Here is a 13,798-nt window from a genome sequence, read left to right on the forward strand (position 1 = left end):
ATATTCACAGAGGAGAAAAACAATGCAAGTAGCAGTGATTGGCACAGGTAATATGGGTTCAGGTCTGGCATCGGTTCTTGCTCAGGCGAAACATGAAGTGATCATCGGCAGCCGCGATATGGCAAAAGCCGCTGCACTGGCCGCACAAATTGGTCATGGTGCAGTAGGCGGTGATGTTGAAGCTGCGGTAAAAATGGCGGATGTCGTGATCCTGGCGATCCCGTTCCCTTTCGCAGAAGAAACACTGAAAGCCGCTGGTGATCTGTCAAAGAAAATCATCATTGATATCTCGAACCCGATCACGCCTGATTTTCAGGGGTTGACCGTGGGTCACACCACTTCGGCGGCAGAAGAAATTCAGAAACTGGCGCCACAGGCTAAAGTCGTTAAAGCGTTTAATACGATTTTTGCTCAATTATTGCCAACCGAAGCACGCGCAGGCAAAACGCTACAGGTTTTCGTTGCCGCTGATGATGCCAGTGTCAAAGCAGAGGTTTCTGCATTAGTGGCATCACTGGGTTTTGATGCAGTCGATGCCGGCCCGTTAAGCAACAGCCGTTTCATTGAGCCGATTGGCGAGATGAATATTCACTTTGGATTCTTCCTCGGCTGGGGCCCGGTTTCTGCGCCAATGTGGCCTCGTGCGTAATATATTCAGGCATGGCAATTTTGCTATGCCTTTTTTTTAAGCGTCTTTTCAATGATAAGAGGTTCAACTGAAGTTAAGAACTATCTTGATACGGCGAGATTATGGGGCTATACAGCTGGGAATAAGATATTGGAGCGGGCAGCGGGAATCGAACCCGCATCATCAGCTTGGAAGGCTGAGGTAATAGCCATTATACGATGCCCGCAAGGCATGACCGGTTAAATAAAATACAGTAACATCAGAGCGTTACATACCGGTTGATAAGGCGACGGCTAATCTATCAAAGTCAGGATCAAAGAACAACCCTTGTTTCATCCAATTCCGGCGAATAAACCACCAGTTGATTCCGACCTTGCGCTTTTGCCTTATACATAGCCAGATCGGCTTTGCGGATACTCTCGTCGATCGTCTCGGTTTCACGGCATAAATAGGCACCGAGGCTGGCGGTGAGGTACCGGTTATCGTCACCCGGCAGACGGATACGCCGGATAGCCTGCATAAGATTTCCGGCCAGCGCGAATAGCGAGTCGTCGCAACAATCCGGCATCAGCACCAGAAACTCTTCCCCGCCCCAACGGGCACAGATATGCGAAGCCGGACAGACCGCCCGCAGAATATCCGCCACCGCGATCAGCAACTGATCACCATGCAGATGGCCAAACTGGTCATTCACTTCCTTGAAATAATCCAGATCCAGCAACAGCAGTCCGAAGCGCGACTGTCCAAGCGCCAGCTGTTCCATCAAGGCCGACATCTGCGGATATAGACCACCCCGGTTATACAAACCGGTTAACGGATCCGTTTCAGCCCGCTTATTCAGTTCGGAATTCAGATCCATGATCTGCGCCTGCATGAGATCACCAATCCGGGCTATTTTATTCAGTCGTCGTTCCAGCCGCTGATATTGGAGGTGCAATGCGGTCAGCTCGGTTAATAGCGGATGTCCGGCGTATTGTGTTTCCAGATGGTGATAACGCTCCGCCGGAACAACGGGTTGTGATGTTTCATCCTGCGCATTCATGGTTATAACGCCTCGATCTGGAAAGGCAGCGTCAAATCCTCGCTGAACTCCTCCGCCGTTTCCAGCGCACGACTATTTTTCTGATGATATCGCCAGATGACCGATATTTTCCGCCCTTCCTGAAAAGCGTCTTCCAGCAGATCAAAAATATCCATCAGACATTTAACGCTTCCGGTATTGAGATAAGCCAGTTCAAGATTCAGCGTTATTGCCAGATCCTTTTCGGCAATAAAGGTTTTTAACCAGCTAATGATGGGCGCATAAAACTCAAACGTATTTTCAGGATAACTCTCACCCGACATGGTTAATTGACCATTATCCGGATCAAAATAAACGGCTGGTGATGATATGCTGGCAACCCGGCTCAGTAATTCCATTTTTTACCCCTATACCACTGCTTTTAATGTGAAGAATGCAGTGTTGTTATCTATTTCCTGTACTTCATAGGCCAGTGGCTGACTAGCTTTCCGTGCCATATCGATTAAACCCAATCCGGCACCGGAGGCATTATCCATAACAGGTTTACGACGTTGCTCTTTATATAAAACTTTCAGACCCGCCATATCCAACGACCGCAGATGATCTATTTTCCCGGTCAGCTTGGTCAGATCATTTTTATTCACCACATTACCGGACATCACCACGTAATTATTATCTTCACGTCCGATCATTAAGGTAATCGCATTATAAACCGCATCGCTTTCTGATTCGGCTTGCTGGCAACGGGCATAATTCCGCACATTTTGCGTTTGTTCGATATAAACCGAAAAGACATCCATCATTTTTTCACTGCCCGTCGTTTCACTTTCCAGATAACGGCGGACAGCCAGCCCCAGCTCTTCAATAATACTGTGCGATAACGGCCCGTTAAAACAGATCTGAATATTGGCATTTTCAAATTGCTGATGTAACGATAACAGACTGATTTTCTGCATTTAGATTCCCTCATCCGGAGACAGCGTATTTACTGAAAAACCGAAGACCGTAATATCATCCCGTTGTGCGCGTTGTCCCCGGTAACTTTCCAGTAATTCAACTAATAATGTTTGCTGCTGACTCATCGGTAAATCAGCCCAGCCGGTAATCTGATTCAGGAAACGCTCACGTCCAAAACCAAATCCCTCGTCACCCCCATCCTGATCCAGCAAACCATCACTGACCAGATAAAAACTGGCCTGTTCAGCGGAGTTAATATGATGGACGGTAATCGGCTTCATTTTTTTCGGATTCAGGCGATAGCCTAATCCGCGGTGCGTCGCCTTAATGACCGACGGCACACCTTCATTCACCAGACACAAATCAATTCCGCATCCGGCATATTCCAGCGTTCCCGCATCCAGTCTGCACAGGGCGATATCCATCCCGTAATTCAGCGCGTCCATATCCCCGGTATGCTGCAGCGTCTGGCGCAGACGTTCATCAATCAGCGTCAGAATCGAAGACAGTGGCAATCCATCCGACTCGCTGAGCACCTGACGCAAGACAGCATGTGCCGTCATGGTCATAAACGCACCGGGAATGCCATGCCCGGTACAGTCAGCCAGGCCGAGAAAACAGGATCCGTCCTGCGCCGGATGTAAGAAGTAGAAATCACCGCCCACCACATCCCGCGGTACCCAGATGACCAAGTGATCCCGCAGATAGCGCGACAGCAGATCGGAACGTGGCAGAATCGCAGTCTGAATCAGTTTGGCGTAACGAATCGAATCCAGGATCTGTTTGTTCTTCTGAGCCAGCAGCTCATTGGCCTGCTGTAATTCTGCGGTTCGTTCAGCGACACGCAGTTCCAGTTTGGCAGTGTTATCCCGGATCATCACCGCCATATGATTGAATCCGGCGGCCAGCCGCCCTAACTCATCATTTTCCCGGCTGGACAGCTGAACATCATAATGACCGGCAGCAACTTTACGGGCCGCACTATCCAGTACTGCAATCCGGCGCAAAACAAAGAATTGCAGCACACCGGCCACGGCCAGCAAGGCCATCAGCAACGCCGCGATCAGCACAATAAACATCGGCGTAAAGGTATGTGTACCCAACAAAGTATCAATATCCATCACGGTAATATTGAACCAGTGCAGATCCGGCATATAGGCGATACCGACCAGTTTGCGTTCGCCCCGAAACGTCAGATAAAGTGTCTGCACCTGGGTAGGGACCATGCGCAGCGCATCCAGCGCAGCCTGCAGCTCGATACGGTCATCTTCAAGATCCAGCAGATTGAAAACAGTAAAACGGGCAGCCTCTGCGCTGTTATCACCACTCATTTCGATCAGTGATGCATCCGGATGTGCCTGTATCGCGCCATTTTCATCAATCAGGATATTGGTGATCGCCTCCTCGTTATTCCGGAGAAAATCATGAATAAAGTTCTGCAGCGGGATCCCGGCTCTGATCAGGCCGATAAATTCGCCGGACGCTGTCCTGAGCGGGACATCGACCCATATCTTCGTGATCTGCAGGTTATTATCTGGCGTGACCTGCAGGGTATACGGAAAAGCCTGTTGCCGGATTTGGTAATACCAGTGATCCGCCGCAACAGCAGGGTTCAGCGTGTAACGCAGTTCCTGCCCGGAAAAATCATTCCTCAGATTATTGAAATAATAATGCCCTGATTTATCAACAATAAAAGAAACACTACCATCAGAAAAATATTGGCGGTAATTATCAAATTCCTTTAATGCATCCGCTTTTAACTGAGGATTGTTTTCATTTTTAGCCCATGCCTGCAACACAGCAGAATCCGCCATTTTCCGTGCCAGCGTGATTTCTTTCTGCAACGGCGAACGGATACGGGATTTATCATATAACGCCTGCTTTTCGGCAAAGCGATCACCCAGTGCGACAATGATCGTGTCACTGACACTGCGAAACGCGCCGAAGGCCAGTAACAAAGCAATAATAAAAACTGCGGACATCCAGAAAACAAATTTCCCGCGCAGGCTGCCCAGCAATAATGGCATAACCACTCCACTGATTTTCAGAGGTTAATGGGTGATGAACAGATGCAAAAAGTTGCCCAATGAGAGCTGGTTGAGAACTATAAACAAAATAGGAGGATGAAGGAATAAATAAATCAGATTCGAATGAATTTGGAGCGGGCGATGGGAATCGAACCCACGGCATAAGCTTGGGAAGCTTAGGTATTACCATTATACGACGCCCGCACTGAGGTGCCTTGACAGATTAACCAAACCTGCCCTGTCTGGCAACCTCTGACATCAAATTCTGCTAATATGATCAAGCGGTTGAGCGTTTTTTGAACTATCCTTTCATCTCTGACTCATCTGTATCACAGTAAAAAACTTTACCTGATTACGGATGACCCTTGGATAAGCTTCGGGTAATATAGCGCCCCTTTTCGGGTCAGGCGTCCAGCTGCTATACCGACCCGTCGCCGAAACTGTCAGACAGTTGCTTTCGTTTTTATTTTATTGATACATGTGGAGTTATAGATGTCGTTTGCACTAGGCCAACGCTGGATCAGTGATACCGAAACTGATCTTGGATTAGGTACCGTAGTAGCAATAGAGGGACGTATGGTTACCCTATTGTTTCCTGCTAACGGTGAACAGCGTTTATATGCCCGAGACAGTGCGCCCGTGACCCGTGTTCGTTTTAACGAAGGCGATCGCATCACCAGTCACGAAGAGTGGCAGATGGACGTTCGCGCGGTGGAAGAAGCCGACGGTCTGGTAACTTATCACGGTACCCGCGTTGATACCGGTGCCGAAGTATCACTACGTGAGGTGATGCTGAATAACTTCATCAAATTCAACAAACCGCAGGATCGCCTGTTTGCCGGTCAGATTGATCGTCATTCCCGTTTTGCCCTGCGTTATGAAGCGCTGGTCCATCAGCATGCCCGTCGCCGTAGCCCGACCCGCGGACTGGCCAGTGGCCGTGTCAGCCTGATCCCGCATCAGTTGCATATTGCCCGTGAAGTCGGCCATCGGCATGCGCCGCGCGTATTGCTGGCTGACGAAGTGGGTTTAGGTAAAACCATCGAAGCCGGCATGATCATTCATCAGCAACTGCTGTCCGGCCGGGCACACCGGGTACTGATTCTGGTGCCGGAATCGCTGCAGTATCAGTGGCTGGTTGAAATGCTGCGCCGCTTCAATCTGATGTTCTCGCTGTTCGATGAAGAGCGTTGCGTCGAATCCGAACACGATGCGGTAAATCCTTTTGATACCGAACAGCTGGTGATCTGCAGTCTTGACTGGCTGCGCAAGAAAAAAGCCCGTTTTGAACAGGTTCAGGAATGCGAGTGGGACCTGCTGGTCGTCGATGAAGCGCACCATCTGGTCTGGAGCGAAGATGCGCCAAGCCGTGAATATCAGATCGTGGAATCGCTGGCCGAACAGATCCCGGGCGTATTGCTGCTGACCGCAACCCCGGATCAACTGGGTCATGCCAGCCATTTTGCCCGTCTGCGCCTGCTCGATCCGGAGCGTTTTTATGACTACGACGCTTTCGTGGCCGAAGAACAGGCCTATGGTCAGGTGGCGGATGCTGCCCAGCCGCTGCTGAGTGGCGATGCCCTGAATGCCGATCAGGTTGCCATACTGAAAAACCTGCTGCCGGAGCTGGATGCCGCTCAGCTGCAGAATGAAGAATATCGCGATGAAGTCCTGAAAGACCTGCTGGATCGTCACGGCACCGGTCGAATCCTGTTCCGTAACACCCGGGCCGCCAGTGCCGGTTTCCCGGTGCGCAAACTGAATTCATATGCCATGCCACTGCCGGAGCAGTACAAAACTGCCATCCGCGTAATGGGCATGATGGGTGGCAATACCGGGGATGCGCTGGCGAAAGCCAAACGTTATCTCTATCCGGAAAAAATCTTCGGTCAGTTTGAAGGTGATAACGCGTCCTGGACACAGTTTGATCCGCGCGTTGACTGGTTACTGAACCTGATCAAAACCGAACGCCATGAAAAGATTCTGGTGATCTGTTCCGAAGCGGCATCAGCCCTGACACTGGAAAACACCCTGCGTACCCGTGAAGGGGTGCGTTGTACCGTGTTCCACGAAGGCATGAGCCTGCTGGAACGCGATAAATCCGCCGCCTACTTTGCTGATCCGGATGGTGGCGCTCAGGTGATGCTCTGCTCCGAAATCGGTTCTGAAGGCCGTAACTTCCAGTTTGCCCGTCATCTGGTACTGTTCGACCTGCCACTGAACCCGGATCTGCTGGAGCAGCGTATCGGTCGTCTGGATCGTATCGGTCAGAAAAACGTGGTGCAGATCCATGTGCCTTATCTGGAAGAAACCCCGCAGCGCACGCTGATCCGCTGGTATCACGAAGGTCTGGATGCTTTTGAACACACCTGCCCGACCGGCCGTGTGGTGTTTGATGAAGTGCAGGAACAGCTGTTCACACTGCTGGCCGAAAACCAGAGCAGTGATGATGCCATGTCTCCTCTGCTGGAAAAAACCCGGACGATGCACCATGAACTGAAAGCCAAGCTGGAACAGGGCCGGGATCGTCTACTGGAAATTCAGTCCAGTGGTGGTGCTCATGCTCACCAACTGGTTGAACAGCTGGCGGAAGAGGATGACGACACCAGCCTGGTGGCCTTTGCCCTGCATCTGTTTGATGACATCGGTATCGCCCAGGATGATCGTGGTGAACAGGCGGTAGTGCTGACCCCGACCGATCATATGCTGATCCCGAGTTTCCCTGGGCTGCCGGAAGATGGCGTCACCGTGACCTTTGAGCGAGATGTCGCGCTGAGCCGTGAAGATCTGAGTTTCCTGACCTGGGATCATCCGATGATCCGTGGCGGTATCGATCTGGTACTGGCGTCAGAAATTGGTTCCTCCGCAGTGTCATTGCTGAAAAACAGCAAGATGCCTGCCGGCACCATTTTCCTTGAACTGATCTATGTGGCGGAATCAGCCAGCCATCCTCAGTTGTACCGTTTCATGCCGCCGACACCAATCCGGCTGCTGCTGGATAAAAACGGTAGCAATGTCGGTGAACAGGTTGGTTTTGAACAGTTCCACCGTCAGCTGATGCCAATTAACCGTCAGCTGGCCAGCAAGCTGGTAGCAACCTCTCAATCTGTGATCCACGAGCTGATCGGGAGAGCTGAGCAGATTGCCCATCCGCGCATGGAACAGATCGTCGCTGAAGCCCGTCATACCATGCAACATACGCTGAATGCGGAACTGAGCCGTCTGGAACAACTGAAAGCGATCAATCCATCGGTACGTGACAGTGAACTGGAACACCTGCAATCGTTGCAGCAGGAACTGAACCATTTACTGAATCAGACGCAACTTAAGCTGGATGCGATCCGTTTTGTAGTAGTCACCAACCAGTGATCTGCGGCAAAATAGCCCAACTCAGGGTGCCTTATCCCGGCACCCTTTTTACCCTCTGAATACGCGGAAAACACATGAGTACCTTTGTTTACAATCCACCAATGGAGCCTTATCTCGACATCCTGTATGAGGATGAGCACATCATTGTGATGAACAAACCCAGCGGGTTACTCAGTGTTCCGGGAAAAGCGGCCGAGCATGCCGACAGCATTGCCTGGCGGGTGCGGCAGCGTTGCCCTGAGGCAGGCAGTGTTCATCGGCTGGACATGAGTACATCCGGTGTGATCCTGATGGCGAAATATGCCAAAGCGACCGGTATTCTGGGTAAACAGTTTCAGGAACGTAAAACCGAAAAGTTTTATTACGCCTGGGTCTGGGGACAGGTAGAAGGAACTGAAGGCACAATTGACCTGCCTTTATGTGTGGATTGGGAAAATCGTCCGCTGCAGCATGTCAATTATGAACATGGCCGCCCGGCGCAAACCCACTGGCACCGTGTTCGGGTGGAAGCTGATCGCACACTGATGAAACTGACGCCCTACACTGGCCGTTCTCATCAGCTGCGCGTGCATATGCAGCAACTGGGACACCCAATCCTCGGTGATCACCTGTACGCACCGAAAGAAGCACAGGATCTGGTGCCGCATTTACAGCTGCATGCCGCCATGCTCAGTTTTTATCATCCGGTCACCGGCGAGCAGATGCGTTTTGAAGCCCCGGCGCCATTCCCGCTTTAAACAGTCCGTCACGAATGCGCTGATACTCTGCCGCTACCGGCATGCATTGTCAGCGCATTCCCCGAGCTTGCTTTATCAGCTCCCATGCCTGCTGAATTTCCTGCGCTTTTTCCTTGGCCATATTCATCATTTCCGGCGGCAGGCCTTTGGCAGCCAATTTGTCCGGATGATGCTGCGACATCTGCTTGCGATACGCTTTCTTGACGTCACCGTCAGAAGCCTCGGCAGAAACGCCTAAAATGGCATAGGCATCCCGTAAACGATCCCGGGGGGGGGTTGCTTGCTGCTGCGCACCGCCGGAGGAATAACTTTGCTGCCGGTATCCCTGATGGGAAAAGTTAAACCCGGCTTCGGTCATCGCCAGTAACTGTTCCAGCTCCCAACGGGAGAAACCGAGCAGCTCGGCAACTTCCAGCAGGCGCTGCCGGGAGGCCGGATGCAAAGATCCGTCTGCAAACGCCGCCTGCAATTGCATATCAAGAAACACCCGTAACAAATCCGGACGACCCCGGCAGGAACTACGAAACAAAGCCAGGGCTTCTTCCAGGTTGTAATCCGGTTCCTTCCCCTGCCGGAATGAATCCTGAGCACCCCGGCGCAGCTCACCGCTCAGCCCCATCCGGTCCATGAACAACATGGCAACCTGGATCTGCTGCTCGCTGACCCGTCCGGACGCTTTGGCGATATTCCCCATCACCGCAAATGCCGTATGCAGGAACAACGCCTGCTCTTCCCGGGTCGGCGTCCGCCAGCGGCCGAATCCGCTGCGCCGGGCCTGCAGCCCCTGATCGTAGATATGACCAATCCACAGCCCCAGTAATGCACCGGGAATATTGAGGATCCATAACCCGATCAGAAATCCGATAATCTTGCCTTTCATCGGCATGCTAACCTCGCTGTAATTCCTGATCTAACTCGTGTAACCGCTGCGGCGTACCAATATCCCGCCAGTCTGCTTTCAGGTGTGAACCGGCAACCCGTTGTTCCTGCATCCATTGCCGCAGCAACGGCGCCAGCTTATGTACGCCCGGTTGCAACACAAGAAAACTGTGCGGACGATAGATACCGACACCACTAAACGTCAGCCCGGGACGATCTTCAACCCGATCGCCGGATAAACTGAAATCACCTTGCGGATGCTGCGGCGGATTATCCACCAGCCAGACATGCGCGTGATCCTGCTCTGCCAGCCGGAAGGTACTGAACTGCCGGTAATCCGTATCAATCCAGATATCACCATTCACGACCAGAAAAGGTTCATGTCCCAGCAACGTCAGCGCCTGACGAATACCGCCGGCCGTTTCCAGCCCTGAGTCCCCTTCCGCTGACCATCTGATCGTCACACCGAATGCCGAGCCATTGCCCAGATACGCCACCAACTTATGACCCAGCCAGGCATGATTGATCACCAGCTCTGTGATACCTGCTGTCTTTAATTTTTCGATATGATGCTGGATCAGTGGTTTACCACCCACCGCCAATAAAGGCTTGGGTAAATGATCGGTCAATGGCCGCATCCGTTCACCACGGCCAGCAGCTAAAATCATCGCTTTCATACAGAGACATCCATCTTGAATGCCGGTAGAACACGTTGCTGTAACCAGTCGGAAAAAACTGACAACTGCGGATAACTGGCCGCGACATCACGGACATAACCCAGTGTACGTGGAATATCGTTCAGATAACCTGATTTACCATCACGATGATGTAAGCGGGCAAAGATGCCTGCCGCCTTGAGATGACGCTGCATACCAGTCAAATCCAGCCATTGTCTGAATTGCGCCGGATCGGTATTGCCATCCAGTATCCCGCTATCGGCATACAACTGCCAGACATGCTGAGTACCATGGGCAATGACTTCATCCGGCCAGCGGCAATAGCAATCCTTCAGCAGAGAAACCGCATCATAAGTCAGAGGCCCCAGCACCATGTCCTGAAAATCAATCACCGCCAACGCATCGTCATCCGTCACCATTAGGTTACGGCTATGAAAATCACGGTGCATCACCACCTGGGGCTGCGACAGGTTATTTTCTGTCAGCAATGCAAACGTGTCCGCCAGGAGCGCTTTCTCTTCCGCCGACAAAACAAGCTGCAAATGCGTTTCCAGTAACCATTCCGGGAAAATAGCATTTTCCCTTGCCATGAATTCAGCATCAAATTCTGGCAACGCTAGATCAACCTGAGTGAATTTCGGCAATAACTGCAATGCTCTGGCATACCATACTGTCACCGAAGCTTCTGACAGACAGGATAATAGTGATCGGTCACCTAAATCGGAAACACAGAGAAAACCATTGTCCAAATCCGCATGTAGCACTTGAGGTGCCTTGATCTGCGCATTGAGCAAAGCGGCTGAATTGGCGATGAACTCACGGTTTTTTTCCGTTGCGGGGGGCGCATCCACCCAGATACAGCCAGCGGCACGATAATACCTGCGAAAGCTGGCATCGCCGGAGATTAGTTGTAAAGTTAAGTCAGAATTCTGTTCGATTTGTTGTGCCCATTGTTGTAACAGGGCGTGACGTTGGCTCATCATGCAGGCAGGCTCTTACTCGGTGTTAGCCGTTATCGGAATAATGCTTTATCATAGCCTGCTACCATAAAAGAATGACCGTGAAAGCACAACCGCAGAAAGGGTATGTGCTTCAGTTGCCAGGGGATGAATTAACCAATGGTGTTTCGTATCAACGCTATTACTGCGGCGCTTCTCTCTGTTTCTGCCGGATTCGCATTCATACCACACACAGGGCAGGCAGCGGATAACGGCGTAAAAGTACCCCCCAATCTCCGGGCGGGCGCATTTGATGAACGTTGCTACAGCGATGTTCCGCCGGCAACAGCCACCGAGTATAGCCGGACAACGCCTGTCGAAGTATCCGCCGATCAGTTGAATGCCATCCGTGACGGAAAAGCCGTTTATGAAGGTGGTGTTGAGGTTAGCCAGGGTAATAAATATTTCAGCTCAGATTATACCGAACTGGATCAGGTCAGCCGTAATGTCCTGGCGCACGGTAATATTTTTTACCGTGATGGTCAGGTCACCCTGAAAAGTAATGATCAGCTGACCACAAACCTGGATACCAAAGAATCACAGATTGACAATGCAACCTATCAGTTGCACGGCTCTCCTGCGCGTGGCGAAGCTGAAAAAATTCATCTTGATAACGAGAAAAAAGCACTGACGCTGAGTAAAGCCCGGTTCACAACTTGTCCGGTCGGGCAGGAAAGCTGGTGGCTCAGTGCCAGTGAAGTGAACGTGAATCAGGAAGAAGTCTTTGGCGAAGCCTGGAATGCCACCTTATGGCTGAAAAGCATCCCGGTATTTTACACGCCGTATATTACCTTCCCGGTCAAAGATGAACGCAAGTCAGGGCTGCTCTACCCGAACTTCACCTATAACAGTACGAATGGTTTCGATGTCAGTACACCCTATTACTGGAACATTGCCCCGAACTACGATATGACCCTGACCCCCCGGGTGATGTCAAACCGCGGCACCATGGAGCAAATCGAATTCCGCTATCTGCCTGCAGCCGGACACAGCGGTACCATTTATACCGAATATATGGCGAACGACCGGAAAATCAGCGATCAGGAACTAAACCCGCGCTGGCTGGCCAATATCAATCATAACTCCGGTTTTAAAAACGGTGATCTGCGCTGGAATCTGGATTACACCCGGGTTGCTGAAAACGATTACAACTATTTTAACGATTTACATCCGCCGGTCGGCCAGATTGTTGACAACCAGCTGCTGCAATCCACCAGTGTGGGTTACTATCAGCAGGACTGGAACCTGAAAACAGAAGTCCGGGATTATCAGATCCTGCTGCCCAATACACCGGCACCGCATCAATTGCTGCCACAGGTCACCTATAACCAGTATCACACCGCCGATAAATACAGTTTCAGTTTTAACTCTGAAGCCGCAAACTTCGGCAATCGTTCAGAAACATATAAAGCCTATACCGGCCAGCGTCTGCATGCCGAACCTGCCATGCTGGTACCGATAGTACAGGCACCGGGCTATTCTCTGGAGGTGGAAGGTAAACTGATGGCAACCTACTATCAGCAGGATATCCCTGATGATATGTCATCCTTTTACAGCAGTTATCTGGGCATGGACAGTCTGGAATCCAGCGTAAGCCGTACGTTGCCGGAAGCCCGGGTTCATGGCGGAATGAGTTTCGATCGTAAAACATCGTTTAATGATCAAGCCTTTACCCAGACTCTGGAACCGGAAATCCAGTACCTCTATATTCCGTACGAAAACCAGAACAATATTGGTCTGTATGACACCACCAACATGCAGTCCGATTATTACAATCTGTTCAGTGATCGCCGTTTTGCCGGACTGGATCGTATCAGTGATGCCAACCGTGTCAGTTATGGTGTCACCACCCGTCTGTTTGACAGTGAAAACACCGAGCGGATGCGTTTTACCGTTGGTCAGGCGTATGACCTGGTTGCACCGAAAGTGACGCTGCTGCCGAATGATGAGGTACAAACCAATTCCCGCTCATTATTGTCACTGCGGGCGGATACACATCCGACCGATGACTGGTACACCCATACCGGTATTGAATATGATACCGAAAGCAAAAAAGTGTCTTCCGGTAACGGTGCGGTCGAATATCAGCAGGAAAAATATATTACGCAGTTAAACTACCGCTTTGTCAGCAAAGAGAACTATGTCGTAGATACCTATGACGATCGGGAAGATATCAGTCAGCTCGGTGCTGTCGTTAAATTCCCAATTACACGTGACTGGCAATTGATCGGGGCGCATTACCGGGATGTCCAGACCGGACAAAGTGTTGATAGCCTGCTGGGTGCCCGTTACGATTCCTGTTGCTGGGCTGTGAATTTTACCTTTGAACGCAATAATAAACGGGATAACTACTCAACCTCAGAAACCAGAGAAATTGAAACCTCATATGGTTTACAGTTTGAATTCAAGGGACTGGGTAGTGTTGGTAACGGACCGAAGTACAACCTGAATACCCGGTTGCTGCCCTACTCCCGACCATTTAACCTTAACGACTAAGTAAGGTAT

Annotated in this window: 11 protein-coding genes and 2 tRNA genes; 4 read left to right on the top strand and 9 right to left on the bottom strand. The window is 51.0% G+C overall.

Annotated features, from left to right (window positions below; all coding sequences use genetic code 11):
• Positions 1-22: 22 nt before the first annotated feature.
• Positions 23-649, top strand: coding sequence for an NADPH-dependent F420 reductase (locus HNR75_RS07375; RefSeq protein WP_188026352.1), 627 nt, complete (start codon positions 23-25; stop codon positions 647-649).
• A 130-nt stretch (positions 650-779) separates the two neighbouring features.
• Here HNR75_RS07375 and HNR75_RS07380 read toward each other — a convergent pair.
• The 6 genes from HNR75_RS07380 to HNR75_RS07405 all read right to left on the bottom strand — a co-directional run bounded on the left by HNR75_RS07380 (position 780) and on the right by HNR75_RS07405 (position 4,837).
• Positions 780-854, bottom strand: a tRNA-Gly gene (locus tag HNR75_RS07380).
• 87 nt (positions 855-941) lie between these two features.
• Positions 942-1,670 carry a GGDEF domain-containing protein gene (locus HNR75_RS07385; protein ID WP_188026353.1) on the bottom strand — a complete coding sequence of 243 codons (729 nt, stop codon included), beginning with the start codon at positions 1,668-1,670 and terminating at the stop codon, positions 942-944.
• A gap of 2 nt (positions 1,671-1,672) precedes the next feature.
• Positions 1,673-2,047, bottom strand: coding sequence for a biofilm regulation phosphoprotein SiaC (siaC, locus tag HNR75_RS07390; RefSeq protein WP_188026354.1), 375 nt, complete (start codon positions 2,045-2,047; stop codon positions 1,673-1,675).
• Between the two features lie 9 nt (positions 2,048-2,056).
• Positions 2,057-2,605, bottom strand: coding sequence for a SiaB family protein kinase (locus tag HNR75_RS07395; protein ID WP_188026355.1), 549 nt, complete (start codon positions 2,603-2,605; stop codon positions 2,057-2,059).
• Positions 2,606-4,633 carry a SpoIIE family protein phosphatase gene (locus tag HNR75_RS07400; protein WP_188026356.1) on the bottom strand — a complete coding sequence of 676 codons (2,028 nt, stop codon included), beginning with the start codon at positions 4,631-4,633 and terminating at the stop codon, positions 2,606-2,608.
• Positions 4,634-4,763: 130 nt separating this feature from the next.
• Positions 4,764-4,837: transfer RNA gene (locus HNR75_RS07405), tRNA-Gly, on the bottom strand.
• A gap of 288 nt (positions 4,838-5,125) precedes the next feature.
• Between HNR75_RS07405 and rapA the strand changes: the two genes are divergently transcribed.
• Both rapA and HNR75_RS07415 read left to right on the top strand, forming a co-directional pair.
• On the top strand, positions 5,126-8,002 hold the full coding sequence (gene rapA, locus HNR75_RS07410) for an RNA polymerase-associated protein RapA (RefSeq protein WP_188026357.1): 2,877 nt from the start codon (positions 5,126-5,128) through the stop codon (positions 8,000-8,002).
• Between the two features lie 74 nt (positions 8,003-8,076).
• The gene (locus tag HNR75_RS07415) at positions 8,077-8,739 is read left to right on the top strand and encodes an RluA family pseudouridine synthase (protein ID WP_188026358.1); all 663 of its coding nucleotides are present in this window, start codon (positions 8,077-8,079) and stop codon (positions 8,737-8,739) included.
• 49 nt (positions 8,740-8,788) lie between these two features.
• Here the strand turns inward: HNR75_RS07415 and djlA are convergent, their stop codons facing one another.
• From djlA to HNR75_RS07430, 3 genes are read right to left on the bottom strand one after another with little or no spacing between them, the layout of a single operon-like run.
• Positions 8,789-9,625: a co-chaperone DjlA gene (djlA, locus tag HNR75_RS07420; RefSeq protein ID WP_188026359.1), complete on the bottom strand. Its 837-nt coding sequence runs from the start codon at positions 9,623-9,625 to the stop codon at positions 8,789-8,791.
• A gap of 1 nt (position 9,626) precedes the next feature.
• Complete coding sequence (gene murU / locus HNR75_RS07425; RefSeq protein WP_188026360.1) at positions 9,627-10,295, bottom strand: N-acetylmuramate alpha-1-phosphate uridylyltransferase MurU; 669 nt, start codon at positions 10,293-10,295, stop codon at positions 9,627-9,629.
• Positions 10,292-11,275, bottom strand: a complete 984-nt coding sequence (locus HNR75_RS07430) for an aminoglycoside phosphotransferase family protein (RefSeq protein WP_188026400.1) — start codon at positions 11,273-11,275, stop codon at positions 10,292-10,294. Before HNR75_RS07430 ends, murU begins: the two co-directional genes overlap by 4 nt.
• Before the next feature lie 138 nt (positions 11,276-11,413).
• On the opposite strand from HNR75_RS07430, the gene lptD reads away from it, so the two are divergent.
• Positions 11,414-13,789, top strand: a complete 2,376-nt coding sequence (gene lptD, locus HNR75_RS07435) for an LPS assembly protein LptD (protein WP_188026361.1) — start codon at positions 11,414-11,416, stop codon at positions 13,787-13,789.
• Positions 13,790-13,798 lie beyond the last annotated feature (9 nt).

It is taken from the genome of Tolumonas osonensis, assembly GCF_014202415.1.
GTDB classification, from domain to species: domain Bacteria; phylum Pseudomonadota; class Gammaproteobacteria; order Enterobacterales; family Aeromonadaceae; genus Tolumonas; species Tolumonas osonensis.